Below are 23,569 nucleotides of genomic sequence, written 5' to 3'. Positions count from 1 at the left end.
TGATGATTTTACTGTGGTAATTTTATTGTCTCAAATAGCTTTGTAGGTATTTTATTCTCCTCTATGATAACTTTCCTTAATACACTAGTTGATCGCTGCATGTTTACCTTAACCTTCATTCTTGGCGTTCAATTACCTGAGTTTATTAATCAATATATTCAAAGATTGTCTGGTCATTTAGAAGAATCAAAACAGCAATTATCAAGCTACCAAGCCTTAGCTGAACAATACTTTAACGGGGAAATTTCTTTATTAATTAAACAGTATAAGGAGAATTCAGAGCCAATGATTGTTGATAGTGCGAAGGTCATTGAGCAACTATTACAACGCACAGAGTACTTAGCGAACCATCTATCTTCGCTTAATACTAATGATTATTTCCAGCAATTAACACAATTTGCTTTAAACTTTGATCCTCAACTGTTGAAGAAAACAGCAGAGTTTTATCAGTTAGCGATACCACTAACTATAAATGCATTAAGTACCGGAGCTGTGATTGCTTTTTTATTTGTTCTAGTAAACTTCATTTGTGTTGGTTGTATAAAACGATACCTACACAAACAAAAAAATGGTCTTACCCTCACCAATAACCATTAATTTGTTTTTCTTACCAAAGACAAAAAAGGCTGCAACTATCATTGCAACCTTTCATCAATTTATCGTGTGGTGAGTTTTTTCGACTAACCGTTACCGTCTTCTACACGACTTTTTAATTTTTGTCCGGGTCTAAAAGTAACCACTTTACGCGCAGAAATAGGAATATCTTCACCAGTTTTAGGATTACGCCCTGGGCGTTCACTTTTCACGCGAAGATCGAAGTTACCGAAACCAGAAAGCTTAACTTGCTCTCCTGCTTCAAGTGTTTCTCGAATTTCTTCAAAGAAAACTTCAACCATATCTTTTGCGTCGCGCTTACTCAGCCCAACTTTCTCAAATAAATGTTCTGCTACTTCTGCTTTGGTTAGCGCCATTGCTTAATCCCTCAGTGATGCATCTAATTCAAGTTTTAATGTATCGACCACACGATTAACGACATCGTTAATATCTTTTTCTTCAAGAGTCTTTTCATGATCTTGTAAAACCAAAGCAATCGCTAAACTTTTAAATCCAGCGTCAATACCATTGCCTTGGTATACATCGAACAAGTTTAGATCAACTAAATTATTTCCGCCAACATTTTCAATGAGTTGTAACACTTTTTTTGCTTCAACGTCTTCTTTAACGATAACAGCAATGTCACGTCTATTGGCTGGAAAGCGTGATATTTCGGCAGCTTCAGGGATGTTTTGTGTTGAAATTTCCGACAATAATAGTTCGAAAATTAATGTTCTGCCATTTAGTCCTAATTTCCTTTCTAATTCAGGATGTAAGGTACCAACGTGGCCTACTAAATTACCATTACGGAAAATTGCCGCGGTTTGACCCGGGTGCAGCGCATCAATTTCTGCTTTCGAAAATTGATATGCAGATGAGTCACCTGTTAACGCTAATAACGCTTCAACATCAGCTTTAATATCATAAAAATCAGCTGCAGCTTTTTCCATATGCCAATGTTCTTGGTTGGTCTGCCCTGTGATCACACCAGCAAGCATCGCTTGTTGACGTACACCATTTTCAGCACTTTCATCAGGAATAAAACGTAAACCAGTTTCAAATAATCGAATTCTATTTTGCTGACGATTTTGATTATATACCACCGATTGTAATAAACCTGTCCATAAACTAAGGCGCATTACTGACATCTCGCTTGAAATAGGATGCGGTAGTGTCATTACCTCTTGGTTTGGATGAATTAAATTTTGTATTTTCGGGTCAACAAAACTATACGTAATCGCTTCTTGATAGCCGCGATTTACTAACGTATTGCGTAAACGAGAAACAGGTAAATTGATTTCTTTTTGCGCGCGCATCGTTAACGTAGCTTTGGGAGAAATATTGGGAATATTGTTATAACCAAAAATACGAGCAACTTCTTCAATTAAATCTACTTCGATTGAAATATCAAAGCGATATGCTGGAACAACCACTGTCCACGTATTATCAGTAAAATTAACTTCAAATCCTAAACGCGTTAAAATTTCTGTCACTTTTTCATCATCAATGTGATAACCAATACGAGCATCTAGCATTTTTCTGCGTAATGTCACTGTTTTAGCTTTTGGTAAATCATCTTCGCTCACTGCTTCAACGATAGGACCTGCTTCACCACCAACAATATCTAACAGTAATTGTGTCGCGCGCTCCATAGCGCTGTGTTGTAACTCAGGGTCAATACCTCGTTCATAGCGATGAGACGAATCTGTATGTAAGCCATATTGACGCGCTTTACCTAAAATAGCTAATGGCGCAAAAAAAGCACTTTCTAAAAAGATATCTTTACTCTGATTTTCACCATCAGTACTGACACCAGAATCTTGACCGCCAAAAATACCCGCCATAGCTAACGCTTTACCATTACCTTTCGTATCACCATCAGCAATCACTAAAGTTTCAGTTGATAACGTCACTTCGTTACCATCAAGCAAGACAAGTTTCTCATTTTCTTTGGCAAAACGAACATTAATGCCACCATCGATCTTGCTTAAATCAAAAGCATGCATTGGATGACCTTGTTCAAGTAAAACGTAGTTTGTCACATCTACCACAGGATCAATCGAGCGTGTGCCACAACGACGAAGCTTTTCTACCATCCATAATGGTGTTTGAGCAGTCACATCAATATTTTTAATGATACGGCCTAAATAGCGAGGACATGCTTTAGGCTCTGATAAAGTGATTGAGAGCTTATCGTCTATCGTAGGGTTCACGTTGTTGATAACAGGCTCTGTCACAGGTAAGCTGTTTAAAACCCCTACTTCACGGGCTAACCCTTTTAAGCCTAGGCAGTCGCCTCGGTTAGCCGTTAAATCTACGTCAATACTAACGTCATTTAAATCTAAATATTCTCGAACACATTGACCTAAAGGGGCATCTTGAGCAAGCTCCATGATGCCATCCGAACTTTCAGCTAAACCGATTTCTGACTCGCTACACAACATCCCATGAGACGGTACACCACGTAGTTTAGCTTTTTTAATTTTAAAATTGCCCGGTAACACTGCACCAACAGTAGCGACGGCAACTTTCAAACCTAAACGACAATTCTTTGCACCACAAACGATATCAACTAATTCGCCGTCATTAAAATCAGGACCTAAATTGATTTTTGTCACTTGTAACTTATCAGCATCTGGATGTGGTCCACATTCAACCACTTCACCTACAAGTACACCGGTAAATTCACCCGCAACAGAGTCTATGGCATCTACTTCAAGGCCTGCCATTGTAATTTGATGAGACAACTCATCTGAAGAAATAGTAGGATTAACCCACTCACGTAACCATGATTCACTAAATTTCATTTTTGGCTTTTCCTACTTGAACTGTTTTAAGAAGCGAAGATCGTTTTCAAAGAATGAACGTAAATCATTTACGCCATAACGAAGCATCGTTAAACGTTCAACCCCCATACCAAACGCGAAACCAGTATAAATTTCTGGATCTATACCTACAGATTTCAATACATTAGGATGCACCATGCCACAACCTAATACTTCTAACCATTTGCCATTTTTACCCATCACATCAACTTCCGCTGATGGCTCAGTAAATGGAAAATAGGAAGGTCTAAAGCGAATTTCTAAATCTTCTTCAAAAAAGTGATGTAAAAAGTCATGTAAAATGCCTTTTAAGTGAGTAAAGCTAATATCTTTATCCACCATTAAGCCTTCAACTTGATGAAACATTGGCGTATGTGTTTGATCATAATCGTTACGATAAACTTTACCTGGAGAAATAATTCTTAGCGGTGGTTGTTCTTGCTCCATCGTACGAATTTGCACACATGAGGTTTGCGTTCGTAGAACCAATTTAGGGTTAAAATAGAAGGTATCATGATCTTCACGAGCGGGATGATGAGCCGGAATATTTAGCGCATCAAAATTATGATGATCATCTTCAACTTCAGGACCTTGTTTTACAGAAAAGCCTAGATCACCGAAAAAGCTTTCAATACGCTCAATAGTACGAGTTACCGGATGTAAACCACCGATTTCATTTCCACGTCCTGGCAAGGTCACATCGATAGATTCAGCCGCTAACTTTTGCTTAATCACTTCTGCACGCAATAATTCACCACGTTCGGTTAATAGCTTTTGCACTTGTTGTTTAGCAAGGTTTATCACTTGTCCTGCTTTTGGCTTCTCTTCTTTAGGTAGTTTGCTTAAACCTTTCATTTGTTCGGTAAACAAACCTTTTTTACCTAAAAAATTAACGCGAACTTGATCAAGCTCCGTTGGATCTGTTGCAGCAGCAATGGCTTGTTCTGCTTGCAAAATAATATCGTCTAAATTCATGCGTTCCTCTGAAACCGACCTGTGAAAACTAGGCTTTGGGTAGACTGATTTGATTAATAAAAATGGTCATTGATTCTACACAAAAACCTATTGGAAATGTAGAGGAAATAACGGTTTTTTTAAATAAATTACCCTTATTATCGGTATCGTTTATGCTTCAAAAGCGATTTAAGAATAGTCAGTTGATTTAATTTTACGTTTGAATAATTATTTGGCTGAATTTTTTAGATCTGAAATGTGCTTTTCTTGTTCTCTTTTAACTAATAAAAAAGTTAAATACATTTTCGTTGGGAGAGAAAAAACTAAGCCTAACGCCATACATGTTGCGCTGATGACAATACCCGTTACACCTAACGATTGCATGTAATCGCTGTAATGATGAAAATATAACCCTAAAAGTATAAGACACATGCCAATGATATTGATGTTTTTAATAAAAAAATTAACCGTTTTTCCGTCATTTAAATTTAGCCTAAGCGCATGACTACAAACAAAAGAATGCTATGAGAAAATAGTATTTGATAATTAATCTTCACACCTTGTTAATTCGCCTTAAAACAATGCTAAAATGCGACTAATTAAAATTATGCATAAGCAAGTTTACAGTCAATCAATGTTTGGCACCGCATAAACCCATCAAAAAACCTAAAAGAGTCACTATGTCATTACAAGTTGAATTTAATAAACCCGAAATAAAAAGTGTCTTAGATTGGCAATTAATACAAGAAATCAATGTGTTAAACCAAGATAACATGATTATTGCTAAAGCTGAAATTGAACTTATCACTTTAAATAAACATCGTGATGCCTTAAAAAGCTATGCACTAATCGATGAACAAGAAGGCGCGACCGATTGGGAGTTACCGTTAAATTTATACTTTAAAGGGCAAAATTTAACGGCTGAGTTTTGCGAAAAATTATCGGTAAAAGCCGATGTTAAAAAAGCGAAAACTCACCTCTTACTTGAAGCAATCAGTGTCTTACCAGCCTATCGGAATCAAGGTATCGCTAAGCTTTTACTGGAAGAAATTGCAAAACATTACCCAAAAGTCCAATCAATTACCGCATTAACTATGCCCTTGAAACTTTTTGTTGATGCTGAGCACTGTGAAGAACAAGAAGTTAAAGCTTATTATCAACAACTTGAATTAGAAAATGATGAAACCACCAGTGAACAGTTGAGTGAGTTTTTTGATCACAATAATTTTATTGAATATCAAGTAGATGAAGCATTGTTAAATGAACCGTTAGCATTCTCTTTTTATATTACCGCGCCCGATAAATTAAAAAATTAAAATTTCGATATAAAAAAGCCCTTGAATCAAGGGCTTTTTTAATACTAGTGAAATTAAGCTTAAGTAAAATAAGCCTACACTGAAATTAATCTACTAATTGATATTGCTCTTTTAATATTTTAATAATCTCGGCTTTAGGGTTCTCTGACAAGACAATTTTTTGGCCTGTAATTTTCTCGGCGATAGCAGTATAGGTGTTTGAAACCGCCATTAATACCGATTCAGGCAGTTTATTATCTCGGGCAAGTGCTTCACGTTCAGCCATACGATCTTTATTGAGTAAAATATCGGGATCTGGAAAGTGATTCAGAAGTAATTGACGGAAGCCTTCTTTAGAGTTTTCAACTACTTTACCATTGCGGTATTGTTCGCCGTCCCAAATGCGTGAAGAATCAGGCGTACCTACTTCATCCATATAAATAAGCTTATCATTACCTGCTTTGTCTTTAACGTAACCAAATTCAAATTTTGTATCAACAAAGACTTGATCGAGTTTTGCTAAGGCGTCTGATATTAAATTAAAGCCTTGAGTGAGTAATTTCTCATATAAAGCAATATCTTGAACTGACTTAAAATTAAATGAACTGAAGTTTTCTTCGATATTTTGACGGGTAATATTCACGTCATCAACGGCTGGCACCCCTGGGATCCCTTCTAAAATGCCTTTAGTGGACGGGGTTTGTAATAGCTCTGGTAATTTAGAGTCTTTCGTTAAACCTTCTGGTAACGAAATGCCACAAAAATCACGTTCGCCTTTACTATAAGCACGCCACATTGAACCGGTGATATATTGGCGGCAAATTGCTTCAATCATCACAGGTTTGGCTTTTTGTACAATCCAAACAAACGGATGTGGGATATCTAGAATATGGCTGTCAGCAAGACCTTGCTCTTTAAACAATTTAAACCAATGATTAGAAATAGCATTTAACGCCGCGCCTTTGCCGGGAACACCTTTCATCCCCCCCTCACCTTGCCAGATACAATCAAATGCAGAAATTCTGTCACTGATCACCATAATTGCCAACGGTGTATCTAAAGCAACATCGTAGTTCTTTTCTTGAATAAGGCGTGCACTGTCCTTTGCGGTTAACCAATAAACAGAACGTACTTTGCCGCTGTGTACTGGCGCATCAGTACGAATAGGTAAATCGTTATTTACCGCTAAAACTTGATCTGCAAGACTCATGGAATTTCACCTTAAGTGTAAATGTAATTAACTGTAGCGAATAAGATCTTTTCTAATTCTAAAATAGAATTCGATATAATTAACTAAAATAAAAGATATATTTTAAACCATTTTTACAAAGGTATTTAGCTTAATTTCAAGGTTAAAGCACTGAGCTTAATTTATTAAGTGAGTACTTTAAAACGCAGAAAGTAAGTTAAAGAACAAGGTAAAAATGAATAAAAAAGAAAAAGGACGCGGCAAGGCGTCCTTTTCACTAACTTTTTACTCAGCGATTATGCTAAAGAAGCTTGCGCTTTTTCAACTAATACAGAGAAAGCTGCTTTATCGTATACTGCGATGTCAGCTAGGATCTTACGATCGATTTCAATCGAAGCTTTTTTCAAGCCATTGATGAAACGGCTGTAAGATAAACCATTTTGACGAGCTGCTGCATTTATACGAGCAATCCAAAGTTGACGGAATTGACGTTTACGTTGACGACGGTCACGGTAAGCGTATTGTCCAGCTTTAGTTACAGCTTGAAAAGCAACGCGATATACGCGACTACGAGCACCGTAGTAACCTTTCGCTTGCTTTAGAACTTTTTTATGACGTGCGCGTGCTACAACACCGCGTTTTACTCTAGCCATTTTATATCTCTCCTATTAACCGTGACGTAAAAGTTTTTTAACTGACTTGATGTCAGAAGCGGCGATCATGCATTTAGCACGAAGATGACGCTTAACTTTTGTACGGCGCTTAGTCAAAATATGACGTAGACCCGCTTGTTTAAATTTGTAGCCGTTAGCTGTCGGTTTAAAACGCTTAGCAGCGCCTTTGTTTGTTTTCATTTTAGGCATTGAAATTACTCCACATTGCCATTGAAATTTAGTAACTTAGGCGAAAACTAATATAAAATTAATTTTACTTTCAAGCCTAATATTACCCGTTAAAAACAATATCGGTGAGTTAGTTTCTGTAAAGAAACTAACTACTTGCATTTACCGAATATTGATTATTTTTTTGGTGCTAAAACCATCACCATTTGTCGTCCTTCCGCTCTACGAGGGAAAAACTCAACTACTGTTAATTCTTCTAAATCAGTTTTAACACGATTCAAAAGATCTAAGCCGAGCTCTTGGTGGGCCATTTCGCGACCACGGAAGCGTAAAGTTACTTTAACTTTATCGCCATCCTCTAAAAAGCGTTTCAAGCTACGTAATTTCACTTGATAATCGCCTTCATCTGTACCAGGACGGAATTTTATTTCCTTAACCTGTATTTGTTTCTGCTTTTTACGCTGTTCTTTCTGTTCTTTGGCTTTTTCATACAAGAATTTTCCGTAATCCATCACCCTAAGCACTGGAGGTTTAGCCGTTGGGCTAATTTCAACAAGATCTACACCTGCTTCATCCGCTTGGTCCATAGCCTCATCTAATGTAACTATGCCACCTGGCTCGCCGTCAAATTTAATTAAACGAACTTCATTGCCTGGAATACCTGTGATTAACTCATTTAAACGATGTGCTGGCTCTTTCTGCCCGCCACGTTGTCCACCTTTAATAGCCATGTTCCTCCAAAGAACTTTGTTCCAACGTTATCTATTCATTATTATTAGATGTTGGATTAATAAAAATAATATCGGTGTTATTTTACTACTATTCTGTGTTAAGTACGAGAATTAACTTCGTCACTTAATTTAGTAATAAAGTCATCAACCGACATTTTACCTAAATCTTCACCACCACGCGTTCGAACTGCTATTTCGCCAGATTCCATTTCTTGGTCACCAACAACTAACAAATAAGGAACACGCTTTAATGTGTGCTCGCGGATTTTAAAGCCTATTTTCTCATTTCTCAAGTCTAGTTTTGCTCTAAATCCATTTTCTTTGAGTTTTTTTACAACTTTTTGACAATATTCGCTCTGTTTATCGGTAATATTCATTAATGTCACTTGAATCGGCGATAACCACGTTGGGAATTTGCCGGTATATTCTTCAATTAAAATACCAATAAAACGTTCAAGTGAACCTAAAATAGCACGATGGATCATCACCGGAGTATAACGTTCGTTATCTTCACCGACGTAAGTTGCCCCTAATCGCTCAGGTAAAGCAAAATCTAATTGCACTGTGCCACATTGCCAAGCGCGGCCTAAACAGTCCATTAAGGTGAATTCAATTTTAGGACCGTAAAATGCCCCTTCTCCCGGTAAATATTCAAATTTAATGTCAGCATCAGTTAACGCTTGTGCTAAGCCTGCTTCTGCTTTATCCCAAATTTCATCACTACCGATACGATTTTCTGGACGAGTAGACAATTTAACGACTATGTCTTCAAAGCCAAATGAGCCATAAACGTCGTAAACCATTTCAATACATTTAGTGACTTCGGCTTGCACTTGCGATTCCATACAGAAAATATGCGCGTCATCTTGGGTAAAACCACGTACGCGCATTAAACCATGCAAAGAGCCTGACGGTTCGTTACGGTGACAACAACCAAATTCAGCAATACGAAGCGGTAAATCACGGTACGATTTCAACCCTTGATTAAATATTTGAACGTGACCTGGACAGTTCATCGGTTTAATCGCATATTCGCGCTTTTCAGATTCCGTAGTAAACATGCCATCGGCATATTTATCCCAGTGACCTGATTTTTCCCACAAACTTCTGTCCATCATCATGGGCGCTTTTACTTCGTCGTAATCATATTCATGTAACTTTTCACGAACGAATTTTTCAAGTTCAGTATAGATAGTCCACCCATCATTGTGCCAAAACACCATGCCTGGCGCTTCTTCTTGCCAATGAAATAAATCTAACGTTTTACCAATTTTACGGTGATCACGCTTTTCAGCTTCTGCTAAGCGAACAATATAAGCTTTTAATTGCTTTTTATCTGCCCATGCTGTGCCGTAAATACGTTGCAACATTTTGTTATCTGAGTCACCGCGCCAGTATGCACCTGCCACTTTCATTAATTTAAAATGATGACAATGACGCATGCTTGGTACATGTGGACCACGACACATATCGATATATTCTTGATGATGATATAACGCAGGCGTATCTGTTTTCTCAATATTTTGATCAAGAATTTCTAATTTATACGTTTCGCCGCGTTCAGTGAAAGCATCGTAAGCATCTTGCCAAGTACCTGTTTTCTTCACAACTTCATAACCTGTTCGAGCAAGTTCCGTCATGCGTTTTTCAAGTTTTGCTAAGTCGTCTTCTGTAATAGATTCGTCAAGATCGACATCGTAGTAGAAACCATTATCGATAGTAGGCCCAATCGCCATTTTTACATTTGGGTATAACTGCTTAATAGCGTGACCTAATAAGTGCGCACAAGAGTGGCGAATAATCTCAAGACCTTCACTATCTTTACTGGTGATCAATTGTAAACTAGCGTCTTGGGTGATTAATTCACACGCATCAACAAGGTTGCCATCAATACGACCAGCGATAGTCGCTTTCGCTAAACCGGGACCAATATCTAAAGCAACATCCATAACAGATACGGCATTTTCAAAAGAGCGTTGAGAACCATCAGGGAGAGTTATTACGGGCATGACTTTTCCTTTTCAGTGGCGACACACACGAAGCGCCGCTTGATTTTTGTTTATGTTTAAAGAGTTAATGAATTCTTTTGATATTATTCACCAGTCATTTAAGCTATGAGAATAAATCAAGCTCGGCAATATAGGGGAATTTCCTATAATTTGCAATGACTAGAGGCAATATGTTCCCTTTGTTTTCCTATTTATTACCAAAGACAATCAAATTATCGTCATTCGTTGTTTTCTTGCTAATTTTTTTTATTTCAATAACGAAAAGTTTTGCTAATAATCCAGAGGTTAATAAAGAGGCTAACTCAAAGTGGCTTGAATGGAAAAAAGATGCAACCACTACAATTAATTATCGACCAGTGATAAACAGTGACTTAATTGAAATTAAAGCTGAAGTTAAGTTAGATTCTTCATTATCAGGTTTTTTATTGTTTCTTCTAGACACAGATAACATTCCTAACTGGTTGGATAACGCTAAAGAAAGTAAGATCCTCCAATCTCCCAACAATAACACTCACATATTTACTACAGAATTTCACAGCTTTTGGCCAATTAAAAGCCGTGAAATGATCATAAAAAGCCGTCAGTGGCAAAATGACGATTTATCAATAGAAATACAAATTGAGAATGCAGAAGGTTTTACACAAAAAAAGCATACGATTTTAGTAGATGTGGTTTTTGCAAAGTGGCTGATAATTCCAATATCACCAACAGAAATACATATCGAATATACATTTATCGTTGACGCTAAAGGAAATGTTCCTACTTGGTTAGTTAACCCGATGACGCTCAAATCAACATGGAATACGTTAAAAAATATTAAAAAACAATTACCACAGTCAAAATGGCAATCAAAGTCGTTAGCAAATATTAAAGAAATGTAAGGCCATTATTTTTTTTAATGCTTCATTCGATTCGTTGTTTTAGATAATTTTATTTTGGACAGTAAACTTGAAATGAATCATCAAGGTTTGATCTGATCATTAGTTGCGCTTCTTTTGGCTTTTGCCACTCAATCGTTAAAAAGGTTTCAACAAGTGAGTCAACATCAAGATATTCAATCGCCGCCATAAATATATCGCAGGTCATTTGTTTATGCCCCCCCGCCTTATCATGAACAATTTTAAAACAAGTACCTTGATATTGTTTACGAAGGTATTCATTTAAAATATCAACGCTGCCATAATCACTTTGTGACCATGCACCATCATAAATAGCAGTAGTTAACATAACATTTGAAACAGTAGACATAATTTGAATGATTTATAGTAAAAATAACAAAAAGCTGTAAATTTAAATTTTAATCGTGTAACTATAAAATAAATAAAGCAAATAACAACCATATTCAGTAGAGAAAAGGACGTGATGAACTCAAATATTGTAAATCATTTAACGTTAAAGCCTGTCGGACATTACCCAGGTTTAGGCGCAATATTTGATGTTTATATCGATGGTGTGTGTTTCTTATCAACCATTGCTAAATTTGAACAACGCTTTCATGAAAGGTTAAATGGTGCATATACGGCTGCGTTAGGTTGTAAAGATATTATGCAATCATTGACCACTTCAGGAAGCAGATTTATGCCATATGCCTGTGATTGCGGCGAATGGCAATGTTGGGTGTTTCAAGGAGTCGTATCAGGTTACGATAATTATTTTTATTGGGGTGATTGGCGCAATGTGCATCGTGATAATAAAAGTAAAGCCACCGATGGACTGTATTGGAATTATAAAGAGTTTCCGACGTTATGCTTTGACAAATCTCAATACTTAGCTGAAATAACAAAAGCTAGAGCAATCATAGTAAATGACAAAGCATCACAACAAATATTAGGGAGAAGTTAACAATGAACAGCTTTTCTCCCTTTTGATCAAGTTGTCTACGTTATTTCAACATAGATAAAGCTATGGCTTCCGCGACTTTAATACCATCAATACCTGCCGATAAAATACCGCCGGCGTAACCCGCGCCTTCTCCCGCAGGATATAACCCTTTAACATTCAGGCTTTCTAAGGTTTCTTTATCACGGGTAATTTGAATAGGTGATGAAGTACGTGTTTCTACGGCAGTTAACGTCGCATCATTCATTGAAAAGCCTTTAATTTTTCGGTTAAACGCAGGTAAAGCTTCTCTAATAGCATCTATGGCATATTCAGGAAGGGTTTCACTTAAATCACAATATTTAACACCTGGCTTATATGAAGGTTCGACATCACCATGCTCACCACTTTTTCGGCCGTTAAGAAAATCTCCGACTAATTGCACTGGAGCATCGTAGTTTTCTCCGCCCAGTTTAAAAGCTTTTTCTTCTAAACGACGTTGAAATTCAATGCCCGCTAAAACATTCTCAGCTTCAGATTTAGGATCTTCACTACCGTAAGTAAAATCTTTTGGTTCTATCCCTACAACAATAGCACTGTTGGCATTGCGTTCATGACGCGAATATTGACTCATACCATTTGTTACTAATCGTCCTTCTTCAGATGCCGCTGCAACAACGGTACCGCCAGGACACATACAAAAACTGTATACCGAGCGACCATTTTTACAGTGATGAACCAACTTATAATCTGCCGCACCTAAAATGGGATGCCCAGCATTTTTACCAAAACGTGCTTCGTCAATCACCGACTGTTCATGTTCGATACGAAAGCCAACTGAAAAAGGTTTCGCTTTCACAAATACGCCTTGCTCAACTAACATTTGAAAAGTATCGCGAGCACTGTGACCAATAGCTAATGCTAAGTGTTTAGTATGAATCACCTCTCCAGTCGCTAAAGTAACTCCCGTTACTTGTTTTTTATCACTTGTGCCATTAACTGGTGTCATATTGATAGTGTCAACACGTTGCTCAAAACGTATTTCTCCACCTAACTCAATAATTTTAGCGCGCATTTGTTCCACCATAGTCACGAGTTTAAACGTACCTATGTGTGGCTTGCTTACATATAATATTTCTTCTGGTGCGCCGGCATCAACAAATTCATGCAATACTTTCCGGCTGTAATGTTTAGGGTCTTTTACTTGGCTATATAGTTTTCCGTCAGAAAACGTACCTGCGCCCCCTTCACCAAATTGTACGTTTGATTCTGTATTAAGAATTTTTTTGCGCCAAAAACCAAAAGTATCTTTAGTACGTTGTCTAACCTCTTTTCCTCGTTCTAACACAATAGGTTTAAAGCCCATTTGCGCTAAAATGAGTGCGACAAATAAACCGCACGGGCCAAAACCAATCACAACAGGTCGCTCTGATAAAGTGGTGGGTGCTTGACCAACAAAATGGTAACGCGTATCCGGGCTTAATTTCACTTGAGTATCATTTTCAAAGGTTTGCAATAATTCATCATCAAGTGTAGTTTTTACATCTAATGTATATATCAATTGAATTTGAGACTTTTGACGGGCGTCATATCCACGCTTAAACACGGCAAATTCAACTAGCTGCTCTTTTTCAATCGCTAATTTATCAAGAATAGCTTGCTGTAATTGTTCAGGTTGGTGATTAAGATCTAGTTTAATATTGGTTAAACGCAACATAAGTTATGAATTCCGCACAAGGAAGGGACAATTGAAATTTTTGCGTATTTTACCCGAACATTCACAACAGTTAAATCAGAGTTTGAAATTGCCGACGATAAAGGTATGATCCAAACGAAAATTCAGGAACTATCATATACACGTCCTGAACGATTCAGTGTATTTTAAGCTCAATTTTTCACACAAGAGATAAGCATGGCCTTTGTAGTAACAGACAATTGTATTAAATGTAAATATACCGATTGTGTCGCGGTATGCCCTGCCGATGCCTTTTATGAAGGTGAAAACTTTCTTGCCATTAATCCAGACGATTGTATTGATTGTGATCTTTGCCCAGTTGAATGCCCTGCACAAGCCATTTATCAAGAAGATGAAGTACCAGAAGGCCAAAAAGAATTTATTGAATTAAATGCCGAACTTTCTAAAATATGGCCAAGGATCACAGAAGTTAAAACACCTCCAAAAGATGCGAAACAATGGGATGGCGTCCCCAATAAAATCAAACATTTAATTATTGAAAAAGATCAATAATTTCCTTTTCTTTGTATTCTTTAATTTAACCGTTTCACTGACGTTTCACAATTTCGATGTTTTACTATACTGATAGCAATGGCCAAACAATGCTTATCAGTAGAGGTGACAAAAATGTGGTCGACTATAGAGCAACATATTCAAGCGGCTACCGGACAACCTTTTTCTATTCAACATAAAGAGATTGCTGTCGGTGGCGACATCAACTTATGTTTTTGGTTAAGTAATCATCAGCAAAAATATTTTTTAAAATTAAACGACAAAAATCATTTGAGCCACTTTGAGTCAGAGGCATACGCCTTAAAACAAATTAAATCAGCTCATCAAATTAGTTGTCCTGAAGTCATTACTGTAGGCACTACATTAGATAAAAGCTTTTTAGTGTTAAGTTATATACCGTTTGAAACGCCTGACTCACATGATTGGTATCACTTAGGCCAACAATTAGCGCAACTGCACAAAAACTCATCTCATGGTCAATTTGGTTGGCAACATGATAATTTCATCGGTGATACTCGCCAACCTAATAAATGGCAAAGTAATTGGCGCACTTTCTTCGCAGAACAACGTATAGGATGGCAATTACAACTCTTGCATGAAAAATCGATTAAATTAGGTGATATCGATCATATTACCCAAGTTTGCCATGACGCGTTATTACATCATCAAGTGACTCCGTGTTTGGTTCACGGTGATTTGTGGCAAGGAAATATTGGTTTTAGTGATCACAAGCCAGTAATTTTTGACCCTGCTTGTTACTATGGTGATAGAGAAGTAGATATTGCCATGACTGAACTTTTTGGTTTGTTACCTGACGATTTTTATCAAGGATATCACCTTGAGTTTCCACTATCGCCAAATTATGAACAAAGAAAACTTGTGTATAACTTTTATCATATTCTCAACCACGCTAATTTATTTGGTGGGGTTTATATTGAACAGTCTAAAGCAGTTTTAGCCAGAATATTATCGATTCATTAGCTCAAAAAGTTGGAGCTAATTGATTTAATTATATTTAAATTAACCGTATCAAAGTAGCAAAAGGATAACCGCAAATTTCTAGTGAGAATCACTGCATTTTATTCGCACTTTGGCTAAAATTGATCATACTTAATATACCGTATGATGAATGAAGATATCTAGGAGGCAACATGCCCCAAGATTGTGTTTTAGATAAAGTATCAGAACAAAGAATCTCTTGTCCTAGCTGTGGGCATCATATTTTTATCACCATAGATCCAAGTGCGGGAGATCAGGATTATTATGACGAATGCCCAGCTTGCTGCAATGATATTCATTTAAATATGCATATTGACGAATATCGTCAAAAAGTCCAACTCGCGGTTAACACCGATGATGAACAGATCTTTTAGTGATCATGTAACTAAATGGTACTAGTCGCATCGTAAGCAAAATTTTCTGATAGTTTCATCCGCTCTATCGTGGTGACTATCGTCATAGTTTGTTGATCAAATTCAATATTCACTTCATCCAAAAGAGCAAGTGACGCTAAATTTGTTCTTGATAAAGTTTCAGGGATCAAATGAACCGTAAACTGTCCGTTTGTCAATTCCCCCACAGTAAGACTAATACCATTAACAGTAATAAATCCTTTCGGTAAAATATACTTGTGCCACTTAGTGTCAATTTCAAACGACATACAACAATTTTTATCGGTTACTTTATTCTCTACCAACGTCGCTTTGGTATGAACATGACCACTAACCATATGACCACCAATTTCATCCCCTACCGATAACGAACGCTCGACATTAACAAACATACCTGTGTGCAATTTAGCAAGATTTGACCTTGCTAGCGTTTCATCAATCACGTCAAACGAAATAAAAGCCTGATTATTAGTTATTTCAAACTTAACCACTGTTAAACAAACACCATTTATTGCGATGCTTGCGCCGAGTGTTAAATTATCAACAAACTCACGTTGGACCTTAATAATTAAGTGCAGAAAATTATTTACATATTTTGCAGAATAAACTTCAGCTTGAGATTGCACAATGCCAGTAAACATATATCATCCATTAGTCATAAAGAGATTCAATTCTAACAAAGCTAAATTAGTGAATACCAGAGCGCCATGCAATTAAATAGTTTTATCACCAATACCAAACGATTAATGAAATTAGCCTACCCTATTTTAATCGCGCAACTCATTCAAAACTTAATGGGATTTGCCGATACCGTGATGGCTGGACGAGTGAGTTCAACTGATATGGCTGCCGTTGCTGTCGCTAGTAGTATTTGGTTACCACTTATATTAACCATTTATGGCCTGATAATGGCACTTGCCGCAATTGTGTCACAACTTGCTGGTGCCAATAAATTTGAACAAGTCGCCAACGAAACCTATCAAACAGCTTGGATTGCATTAACTTTAGGCATTGCATTAATTGTTTTATATGTCTTTATTTCACCGGTGGTTATTGAACACGTCACCTTAGAAACAAACCTTAAAACCCTTATGTTTGACTACTTAGGTTATATTATTTGGGGTGGCCCAGGTTTTTGTTTGTATCTTGTTTTACGTAATTATTCTGAAGGATTATCTTTTACTAAACCAACAATGATCATAAGTATCATCGGCTTAATTATTAATATTCCGGCTAATTACATCTTTATTTACGGTGAATTTGGTATGCCAGCTCTAGGTGGTGCCGGTTGTGGTATAGCAACGGCAATTGTTTATTGGGTGATGTTTTTATCCATGCTTTTATATTGTTATTTCTCTAAACAATTACAACAGGCACCGCTTTTTAAAAAGTTTTATTGGCCACAGTGGTCAGCAATAAAGAATATTTTATCCATTGGTTTACCGATAGCGATGTCATTATTATTTGAGGTGAGTTTATTCTGTGCCGTCGCAATTATACTTGCTCCCTTTGGTGCCGATGTTGTGGCGAGTCACCAAATAGCGATTAACTTTTCTGGCTTAGTTTTTATGGTGCCATTAAGTTTAGCGATGGCGGTAACCATACAAGTTGGTTTTGCTGTCGGTGATGGCGATCATGAAAAAGCGAAAGAAATTTGTCGATACTCGGTAGTGTTAGGTCTAGTTATCGCTATCGTGACAGCCGCATTAAGTCTTGGTTTTCGTCACGAAATTGCCGCAATTTATACCCATGAAATTCCGGTGATCGAATTAGCAGCAAGTTTAATGTTTCTTGCCGCATTATTTCAATTTTCAGATGCCATTCAAGTTATTTCAGCTGGTGCATTACGTGGCTATAAAGATACAAAATCAATTCTTTATATTACGTTCCTGTCATATTGGGGCGTCGGTCTTTCAATTGGCCTTGTTTTAGGTTTAACCAATTGGATAATTGAACCTATCGGTCCGTACGGCTTTTGGATAGGTTTTATCTCTGGCTTAACAACCGCCGCAATATTTTTAGCCTGGCGCTTAAAGGTGATTCAAAAACGCTTTGACCGAGCTATAATTGAAGGCTAAGCGATAATTTTGCTGGATTAATAATCAAACGCACGAAAATTAAAGTGAAATAGTGAAAATTACTTGCAACTCATATTTCAGATCGCTAACATAGCGCCCGTTGAGTCATTCAACACTTCTAAAAGTAATACGTCCGTAGCTCAGTTGGTTAGAGCGCATCCTTGACATGGATGAGGTCGGTGATTCGAATTCACTCGGACGTACCAATTTTTTCAAGAACTTACACTAAAAAACCAATCAGCAAAACACTTAAAAACGCTAATATGTACTCAAACGTGCACACAGTGTCATTACGTAAACTGATAAATTATTTTATTTATATCTATAAAGAAAAATACACAATGATCTTTAATTTTCAATTGAATAGCTAACATTCATTGTAGTAGTCATAATTGCTCTTTCACCATCTTCAGTTAGCTTTGGTAAATTAAATACAATCTCATTAGAAGTTGGAATTCCGTGAAGTAACCCACCTTCAGTTTCAAGTAAACTAAAAGCATTCATTATGGCTGGTATTTCAAATTCACCACAAAATATAGTGATTTCTTTGAGGTATAAAGCTGTTTGTTGAATCTCTGAAATATAATTGTAAAAATTAATTTTATCTTTACTTTCACTAATTCCATGTGGCGTTATAGTGTCTTGATCATTAGTAACAAATTGAAAAGTTTTTCTTAATTCTTTTATCGGTGTATAGGCTTGAATTAAGAGGTCTAAAATAATTTTTTGTTTTTGAGCTTCGAGTTCTGAACCATTAGCTAAAGCGATACTCACTTCTTCAATTTTTCTTAATGATTTATAACATATTAAAAGTTTAGTAATAATCAAGCTTCTAATTGCACTAGGAATTATATATTTTCCATGTTTAGCTTCTGGAAAAAGAGTTATATGTAATTTTCTATGATTGTTAAACTTTTCTGTATATTGATGTTCTTTTAGCACCTCTTTAAATTCTTCAAGGTGCTTATAGTAATTTGCAAAGTTGTTTTGTGATTCTGTCGCTTCAATTTGGACAATAGATATTTCTGAACGATGTTGTGCAGCATACAAAGCACCGAAAGGAATAAGTAACGCTAATATAGAAATTGGTAACTTGAAGTCATTTATAAAGGTATTATAGGCTATACCATTCAAAGCAAAGCTATATCCTTCTCCCCATAACCCACCCCCAAGCAATATAAATGAGAGACCAATAATAATAAGGGCAGTAGCTCTAACAATAGATAATTCAAAGAAGCTTTTACGTGGATCAAAAAGTTTGCTCATTAAGGTATATCTCGGCTAATACAACAGAACCAAATATATTAACTAAATTTGCTTCTAGTAAATTTCTACGAATAGATGTGATGTCGTCCGATTCTATTAGTTTTAGCCAAGTTCTTACAAGAATTTTTGGTGGGTAATTTTCATCCATGAGTCTATCTCCATTTAGTTTGCAATATAAGAATAGTACAAATATAAAAAAAAGCCCTTTATGCGTGGCCTCATAAAGGGCAATTCATATTTAAACAAGGAGAATAATGAAATATTGAAAGCTGGATAGACTTTCAATAGTTAAACTAGCATAAAAAAACAGAAAAAGTAAATATTAATTCATTAATACTACTATATTGTGAATATATATGCATAATAAGCATAGTTAAGTGCATATTTATTCAATATTAAAAAGGTAGGACATGATGAAAAAATTACTTGAACTTCGCCAGCAAAAAGCTGAACTAGTTGAACAATCAAAAACTATTTTAGCGAAAGCTAAAACAGAAAAACGTACATTAAGCCCTGATGAATCCAAACAAGCTAAATCTATTAATTCACAAATAGCTGATATCAATAGTCATATCGAATTGGCAGAAGTTACAGCCGCAGAAGAACGAGCTTTAATTGGTGAAACTGTTGAACAACGTTCAAACGACAAGCCAAGCAACACAGAGTTACGTGCTTTTGTTCAAACAGGTGATATTCGTTCTCTATCGGTTGGCGTTAATACTGATGGTGGATATACGGTTATCCCAACCTTAGATAAAAGCATTGAAGTGTTACTACGTGAAGAATCAGTATTTCGTAAAAATGCGACTGTAAAACCCTGCTCTAGTAAGTCATATAAAAAGCTTGTTTCAGTTGGTGGAACTACTACTGATTGGGCAGCAGAATCAGATACACGTAATGAGACCAATACGAGCAAGTTAGAAGAAGTTGAAATTGCGTTAAATTCTCTTTATGCCTACCCGAAAACTACACAAGAGTTACTAGATTGGTCTGATTTTGATGTATCTAGCTGGTTATCTTCTGAAGTTACTGCTGAATCATCATTAAAAGAAGAAACAGCATTTTGGAATGGTGATGGCGTTAAGAAAGCTAAAGGTATTTTAACTTATGCAAGATCTACTGATATTGATGGTACACGCGCATTTGGTGAAATTCAGGAACTAACTAGTGCAGCAAGTGGCGTAATTGATTTTGATGATTTAGTGACATTTCAACATAGTGTTGCAGTTGCTTATCGTAAAGGCTGCAAGTGGTATATGTCTGATGCTATGGCGCTTTCATTACGTAAAATTAAAGATGGTGATGGTAACTTTATTTGGAAATCTGCATTAACTGAAGGACAGCCAGATTTACTACTTGGTAAGCCTGTAGAAATTACAGATCAAGTTGGTGATGAAGTTGTATTTGCCGATCTAACAAAAGCTTATTACATCATTGATGGCACAACAGGCACACGTTTAATCAAAGATAACATTACCCAGCCAGGCTTTGTCAAAATGCATGCTTCTCGTTATGTAGGCGGTGGCTTAGTAAATGATCGCGCTGTCAAAATCCTTAAAAAAGCAGCTTAAGGATAAATCATGACCATTGAACGTAGAGCTGTAACAGGTCTATCTGCTAAAGGTAAAACTTTAAAAGCACTGGCTATTCCCTATAACTCACGTTCACAAGATATGGGGTTTATCGAAATGATAAGCCCTAATGCTTTTGATTTGAGTGGTGACGTAAAAGCGCTGTATGAGCATGATAAACAACACTTAATTGGAAGAACGACAAGTAACACGTTACGTTTAAATGACTCTATTAGAGGTATTGAAGCTGAAATTGACTTACCTAACACTAGTATGGGTAATGATCTTGCTGAGTTAGTTCAACGTGGTGACATTTCAGGTATGTCTTTTGGCTTTATCGTTGAAAATGATGAGTGGGATTACAACCAAGAACCAGCATTAAGAACAATAACAAAAGCCAGCTTAAAAGAAGTTACTGTTACAAGTGATCCTGCCTATTTAGATACAAATGTTGTTATTAGTGAACGAGCCTTAAGTAAGGCTAATAAAATTCAAAGTACCAGTTTATTAGAAGCTGAACTTGCATTATTAGAGGTGATATAAAATGTGGAATCCCTTTAAAAAGAAAGAAGAACGTAGTTTAACGTTAGATCAATTGATAAGTTCACAAGTTAATACATTCTCAGGTGTTACAGTTAATGCTTCAACATCTGAAAAACTGGCTACTGTATCGTCTTGTGTGGGTCTTATATCAGGTACGATTGCAAGTATGAATGTACACGCCTTTAACGTGTCAGACAAAGGACAAGAACGTCAAACCAATACCAATCTTGATAGCTTATTAAACCGTTATTCAACTAATTCAATTACTGCTTATGACTTGAAATACCACCTAGTATCACAAGCACTATTGCGCGGTGACGGATATATACAAATTATTTTTGATCATCGTGGCTCAGTAAGTGAATTAATACCTCATCAAAGCGATAGTGTTCAAGTTAAAGTATTACCCAAAAATAGACTTGGTTATGTAGCAACTAATCATGGTAAAGAAATCCCCTTAACTGAGGATGAAATGATCCATGTTCGCCTCAATTCACTCGATAACATGACAGGACGATCAATTATTAGTGTTTGTCGTGATGTTGTTGGTGAAGGCTTAAGTCAAGATATAACAGCAAATAGCCAAGCAAAAAATGCTTTCAGACCATCTGTAGTATTAGAGACTGATAGCGTATTTCAAGATAGAAGTGCTGCAACTAGACTAAAAGAAGAATTTAAAGGCATGTACCAAGGTCAGCATAAAACAGGATCTGTTCCTTTACTTGAAAATGGCTTAAAACTTAGCAGCGTTAATGTATCAAACTTAGATAGTCAGTTTATAGAACAGCGTTGCTTTTCAGTTCAGCAAATTTGCGCCATGTTCACAGTACCTAAAGCATTAATCACTGGTGAGACTGGTGACTATGACCAACTACAAAGGCAGTTTTTAAATAACTGTATTAAACCACTGATCTCTAATATTGAACTTGCTATGAGTTCAAAGCTGATACCTCACCGCAACAAGAATATGGTTCAACTTCAATTTGATACTTCATCTGTTTATCGAGCAAGCCCTGAACAACGTATGAAAAATTTTGATTTAGGGTTGAGAGCAGGAATCTATTCGATAAACGAATGCAGATCAATGATGGGTCTTTCACCTGTTATAAATGGTGATGATGTATTAACACCTAGTTGGATGAACCAAGTTGAAGCAGTTAAGGAAAAGACTAATGAAACGCCAAGCTAACGACCTTAATGCTTGGCTAACATACTGCCATCAGTATTTGTTCGATAATCCATTATGTATACGTTGCAAAGACTTTGATTTAGATGAGCCAGCAGCACATGTACATCATATTATCCCTTTAACCATCAATGAATTAACTTATTGGGAAACGTCTAATCACGTTGCTCTGTGTAACCAATGTAAAACAGTATTAGATAAGAAATTAAAAGGGGGGCATGTTAATCATGAGTTTGGTAAAGGCTAAGAATCCCCGTCTCCCCAAAAAGCGAGTAAATTCCTCTCAAATTTTTATGAGCACAAGGTTTATAAATGAATAATGCTATAGAAAAGCCTGATTTTATTCGTAGTGACTTACAAATTAATTACTTCAATCAGATTGTTAAACGAATGAGTGAAGCTAATCAAGTTATAGTTGCTGGTGACGAATTCGCTATTGGCGGTCTAGCTATGAACTTAGCAATTGTAGATTTTGCTACTTCTGATATTGCAACGAATGGATTAATTATTGAATCAGAAGCTTATAGAACTGGTGCAGTAAGTCGAAAGGCTAATCCTGCTGTCAATATGCTAAAAGATGCTCAGAATAATATCAGAGCTTATTTAACAAAATTAAAGTTAGATCCTCAAAGTAGAGGCACTAGTTTATTAAACGTATCTACAAATCAACTTAGTCAAGAGTTTTGGGATAAAATTTAACAAGGATTATTAATTAATTTTTCTTTTCTAACTCCATTATTATTAAGTCAATTTGATATTCAGGTAAGTCTTTTATATTTTCCTTCTCAATAAAGTCCTCATTAAACCTATTAATTGAAGCTTCGAAAATACAAGATAATAAATCAGACGCTTGCCCCATTGTTAAAGTTGATGATGGATACATTCCTTCTCTAATGAGAAGATCTATTTGTTCTTTGGATGCATTAATCTTAGGATCACTACAATAAAACCCTATACCTCCTCGTTCCCAATAATTATCAATTTTATATGCATTACGCATAATTTTTTCTACAAACTCATAAGAATGAG

At 36.3% G+C, this 23,569-nt stretch carries 26 protein-coding genes, 1 tRNA gene and 1 pseudogene; 14 read left to right on the top strand and 14 right to left on the bottom strand.

Features of this window, described 5'->3' with window-relative positions; all coding sequences use genetic code 11:
• Nucleotides 1-63: 63 nt before the first annotated feature.
• The gene (locus tag ABXH06_RS17155; protein WP_353519002.1) at nt 64-597 is read left to right on the top strand and encodes a DUF2937 family protein; all 534 of its coding nucleotides are present in this window, start codon (nt 64-66) and stop codon (nt 595-597) included.
• An 83-nt stretch (nt 598-680) separates the two neighbouring features.
• On the opposite strand, the gene ABXH06_RS17150 is transcribed toward ABXH06_RS17155, so the two are convergent.
• The 4 genes and pseudogenes from ABXH06_RS17150 to ABXH06_RS17135 all read right to left on the bottom strand — a co-directional run bounded on the left by ABXH06_RS17150 (nt 681) and on the right by ABXH06_RS17135 (nt 4,855).
• The gene (locus ABXH06_RS17150) at nt 681-971 is read right to left on the bottom strand and encodes an integration host factor subunit alpha (RefSeq protein WP_303454674.1); all 291 of its coding nucleotides are present in this window, start codon (nt 969-971) and stop codon (nt 681-683) included.
• A 3-nt stretch (nt 972-974) separates the two neighbouring features.
• Complete coding sequence (pheT, locus tag ABXH06_RS17145; protein WP_353519001.1) at nt 975-3,401, bottom strand: phenylalanine--tRNA ligase subunit beta; 2,427 nt, start codon at nt 3,399-3,401, stop codon at nt 975-977.
• 12 nt (nt 3,402-3,413) lie between these two features.
• Nucleotides 3,414-4,394 (bottom strand): phenylalanine--tRNA ligase subunit alpha, encoded by a 981-nt coding sequence (pheS, locus tag ABXH06_RS17140; RefSeq protein WP_353519000.1) that lies wholly within the window; start codon nt 4,392-4,394, stop codon nt 3,414-3,416.
• Between the two features lie 207 nt (nt 4,395-4,601).
• Nucleotides 4,602-4,855, bottom strand: a pseudogene (locus ABXH06_RS17135) (hypothetical protein).
• A gap of 198 nt (nt 4,856-5,053) precedes the next feature.
• Between ABXH06_RS17135 and ABXH06_RS17130 the strand changes: the two are divergent.
• Complete coding sequence (locus ABXH06_RS17130; protein WP_353518998.1) at nt 5,054-5,689, top strand: GNAT family N-acetyltransferase; 636 nt, start codon at nt 5,054-5,056, stop codon at nt 5,687-5,689.
• A gap of 85 nt (nt 5,690-5,774) precedes the next feature.
• Here ABXH06_RS17130 and ABXH06_RS17125 read toward each other — a convergent pair whose 3' ends face one another.
• The 5 genes from ABXH06_RS17125 to thrS form a co-directional block, all read right to left on the bottom strand.
• On the bottom strand, nt 5,775-6,878 hold the full coding sequence (locus ABXH06_RS17125) for a phosphoribosylaminoimidazolesuccinocarboxamide synthase (RefSeq protein WP_353518997.1): 1,104 nt from the start codon (nt 6,876-6,878) through the stop codon (nt 5,775-5,777).
• A gap of 275 nt (nt 6,879-7,153) precedes the next feature.
• Complete coding sequence (gene rplT, locus ABXH06_RS17120; protein ID WP_184422580.1) at nt 7,154-7,510, bottom strand: 50S ribosomal protein L20; 357 nt, start codon at nt 7,508-7,510, stop codon at nt 7,154-7,156.
• Between the two features lie 15 nt (nt 7,511-7,525).
• Complete coding sequence (gene rpmI / locus ABXH06_RS17115; protein ID WP_303454659.1) at nt 7,526-7,720, bottom strand: 50S ribosomal protein L35; 195 nt, start codon at nt 7,718-7,720, stop codon at nt 7,526-7,528.
• 155 nt (nt 7,721-7,875) lie between these two features.
• The gene (gene infC, locus ABXH06_RS17110; RefSeq protein ID WP_303454656.1) at nt 7,876-8,430 is read right to left on the bottom strand and encodes a translation initiation factor IF-3; all 555 of its coding nucleotides are present in this window, start codon (nt 8,428-8,430) and stop codon (nt 7,876-7,878) included.
• Between the two features lie 98 nt (nt 8,431-8,528).
• A complete protein-coding gene (gene thrS, locus ABXH06_RS17105; protein ID WP_311584542.1) occupies nt 8,529-10,439 on the bottom strand; it encodes a threonine--tRNA ligase in 1,911 nt (636 codons plus the stop codon).
• 233 nt (nt 10,440-10,672) lie between these two features.
• Here thrS and ABXH06_RS17100 point away from each other — a divergent pair, with 233 nt between their 5' ends.
• Nucleotides 10,673-11,320, top strand: a complete 648-nt coding sequence (locus ABXH06_RS17100; protein WP_353518996.1) for an START domain-containing protein — start codon at nt 10,673-10,675, stop codon at nt 11,318-11,320.
• A gap of 49 nt (nt 11,321-11,369) precedes the next feature.
• Here the strand turns inward: ABXH06_RS17100 and ABXH06_RS17095 are convergent, their stop codons facing one another.
• Entirely contained in the window at nt 11,370-11,687 is a 318-nt protein-coding gene (locus ABXH06_RS17095) for a hypothetical protein (protein WP_353518995.1), read from the bottom strand.
• 111 nt (nt 11,688-11,798) lie between these two features.
• On the opposite strand from ABXH06_RS17095, the gene ABXH06_RS17090 reads away from it, so the two are divergent.
• Nucleotides 11,799-12,281 carry a hypothetical protein gene (locus ABXH06_RS17090; RefSeq protein WP_353518994.1) on the top strand — a complete coding sequence of 161 codons (483 nt, stop codon included), beginning with the start codon at nt 11,799-11,801 and terminating at the stop codon, nt 12,279-12,281.
• 40 nt (nt 12,282-12,321) lie between these two features.
• Here the strand turns inward: ABXH06_RS17090 and ABXH06_RS17085 are convergent, their stop codons facing one another.
• On the bottom strand, nt 12,322-13,974 hold the full coding sequence (locus tag ABXH06_RS17085) for an NAD(P)/FAD-dependent oxidoreductase (RefSeq protein WP_353518993.1): 1,653 nt from the start codon (nt 13,972-13,974) through the stop codon (nt 12,322-12,324).
• A gap of 195 nt (nt 13,975-14,169) precedes the next feature.
• Between ABXH06_RS17085 and fdxA the strand changes: the two genes are divergently transcribed.
• The 3 genes from fdxA (at nt 14,170) to ABXH06_RS17070 (ending at nt 15,878) form a co-directional block, all read left to right on the top strand.
• A complete protein-coding gene (gene fdxA, locus ABXH06_RS17080) occupies nt 14,170-14,505 on the top strand; it encodes a ferredoxin FdxA (RefSeq protein ID WP_353518992.1) in 336 nt (111 codons plus the stop codon).
• Nucleotides 14,506-14,619: 114 nt separating this feature from the next.
• Nucleotides 14,620-15,486 (top strand): fructosamine kinase family protein, encoded by an 867-nt coding sequence (locus ABXH06_RS17075; protein ID WP_353518991.1) that lies wholly within the window; start codon nt 14,620-14,622, stop codon nt 15,484-15,486.
• Nucleotides 15,487-15,656: 170 nt separating this feature from the next.
• Nucleotides 15,657-15,878 carry a CPXCG motif-containing cysteine-rich protein gene (locus tag ABXH06_RS17070; protein ID WP_303454644.1) on the top strand — a complete coding sequence of 74 codons (222 nt, stop codon included), beginning with the start codon at nt 15,657-15,659 and terminating at the stop codon, nt 15,876-15,878.
• Nucleotides 15,879-15,889: 11 nt separating this feature from the next.
• Here ABXH06_RS17070 and ABXH06_RS17065 read toward each other — a convergent pair whose 3' ends face one another.
• A complete protein-coding gene (locus tag ABXH06_RS17065) occupies nt 15,890-16,537 on the bottom strand; it encodes a riboflavin synthase subunit alpha (protein WP_311584557.1) in 648 nt (215 codons plus the stop codon).
• A gap of 66 nt (nt 16,538-16,603) precedes the next feature.
• On the opposite strand from ABXH06_RS17065, the gene ABXH06_RS17060 reads away from it, so the two are divergent.
• Both ABXH06_RS17060 and ABXH06_RS17055 read left to right on the top strand, forming a co-directional pair.
• Nucleotides 16,604-17,974 (top strand): MATE family efflux transporter, encoded by a 1,371-nt coding sequence (locus ABXH06_RS17060; RefSeq protein WP_353518990.1) that lies wholly within the window; start codon nt 16,604-16,606, stop codon nt 17,972-17,974.
• 129 nt (nt 17,975-18,103) lie between these two features.
• Nucleotides 18,104-18,180 (top strand) — tRNA-Val (locus ABXH06_RS17055).
• A gap of 142 nt (nt 18,181-18,322) precedes the next feature.
• Here the strand turns inward: ABXH06_RS17055 and ABXH06_RS17050 are convergent.
• The gene (locus ABXH06_RS17050; RefSeq protein ID WP_353518989.1) at nt 18,323-19,240 is read right to left on the bottom strand and encodes a hypothetical protein; all 918 of its coding nucleotides are present in this window, start codon (nt 19,238-19,240) and stop codon (nt 18,323-18,325) included.
• A 410-nt stretch (nt 19,241-19,650) separates the two neighbouring features.
• On the opposite strand from ABXH06_RS17050, the gene ABXH06_RS17045 reads away from it, so the two are divergent.
• From ABXH06_RS17045 to ABXH06_RS17025, 5 genes are all read left to right on the top strand, one after another.
• Complete coding sequence (locus tag ABXH06_RS17045) at nt 19,651-20,811, top strand: phage major capsid protein (RefSeq protein WP_353518988.1); 1,161 nt, start codon at nt 19,651-19,653, stop codon at nt 20,809-20,811.
• A 9-nt stretch (nt 20,812-20,820) separates the two neighbouring features.
• The gene (locus ABXH06_RS17040) at nt 20,821-21,354 is read left to right on the top strand and encodes an HK97 family phage prohead protease (RefSeq protein ID WP_353518987.1); all 534 of its coding nucleotides are present in this window, start codon (nt 20,821-20,823) and stop codon (nt 21,352-21,354) included.
• 1 nt (nt 21,355) lies between these two features.
• Complete coding sequence (locus ABXH06_RS17035) at nt 21,356-22,543, top strand: phage portal protein (protein ID WP_353518986.1); 1,188 nt, start codon at nt 21,356-21,358, stop codon at nt 22,541-22,543.
• On the top strand, nt 22,527-22,787 hold the full coding sequence (locus ABXH06_RS17030; RefSeq protein WP_353518985.1) for an HNH endonuclease: 261 nt from the start codon (nt 22,527-22,529) through the stop codon (nt 22,785-22,787). The genes ABXH06_RS17035 and ABXH06_RS17030 overlap by 17 nt, the downstream gene beginning before the upstream one ends.
• A 65-nt stretch (nt 22,788-22,852) precedes the next feature.
• A complete protein-coding gene (locus tag ABXH06_RS17025; protein ID WP_353518984.1) occupies nt 22,853-23,239 on the top strand; it encodes a P27 family phage terminase small subunit in 387 nt (128 codons plus the stop codon).
• A gap of 13 nt (nt 23,240-23,252) precedes the next feature.
• Here ABXH06_RS17025 and ABXH06_RS17020 read toward each other — a convergent pair whose 3' ends face one another.
• Nucleotides 23,253-23,540, bottom strand: a complete 288-nt coding sequence (locus tag ABXH06_RS17020; protein WP_353518983.1) for a hypothetical protein — start codon at nt 23,538-23,540, stop codon at nt 23,253-23,255.
• Between the last annotated feature and the right edge of the window lie 29 nt (nt 23,541-23,569).

The organism is Thalassotalea sp. SU-HH00458, assembly GCF_040362795.1.
GTDB classification, from domain to species: domain Bacteria; phylum Pseudomonadota; class Gammaproteobacteria; order Enterobacterales; family Alteromonadaceae; genus Thalassotalea_H; species Thalassotalea_H castellviae.
Note: the sequence above shows the minus strand (reverse complement) of the source record. Positions and strands in the feature narration are given on the sequence as shown.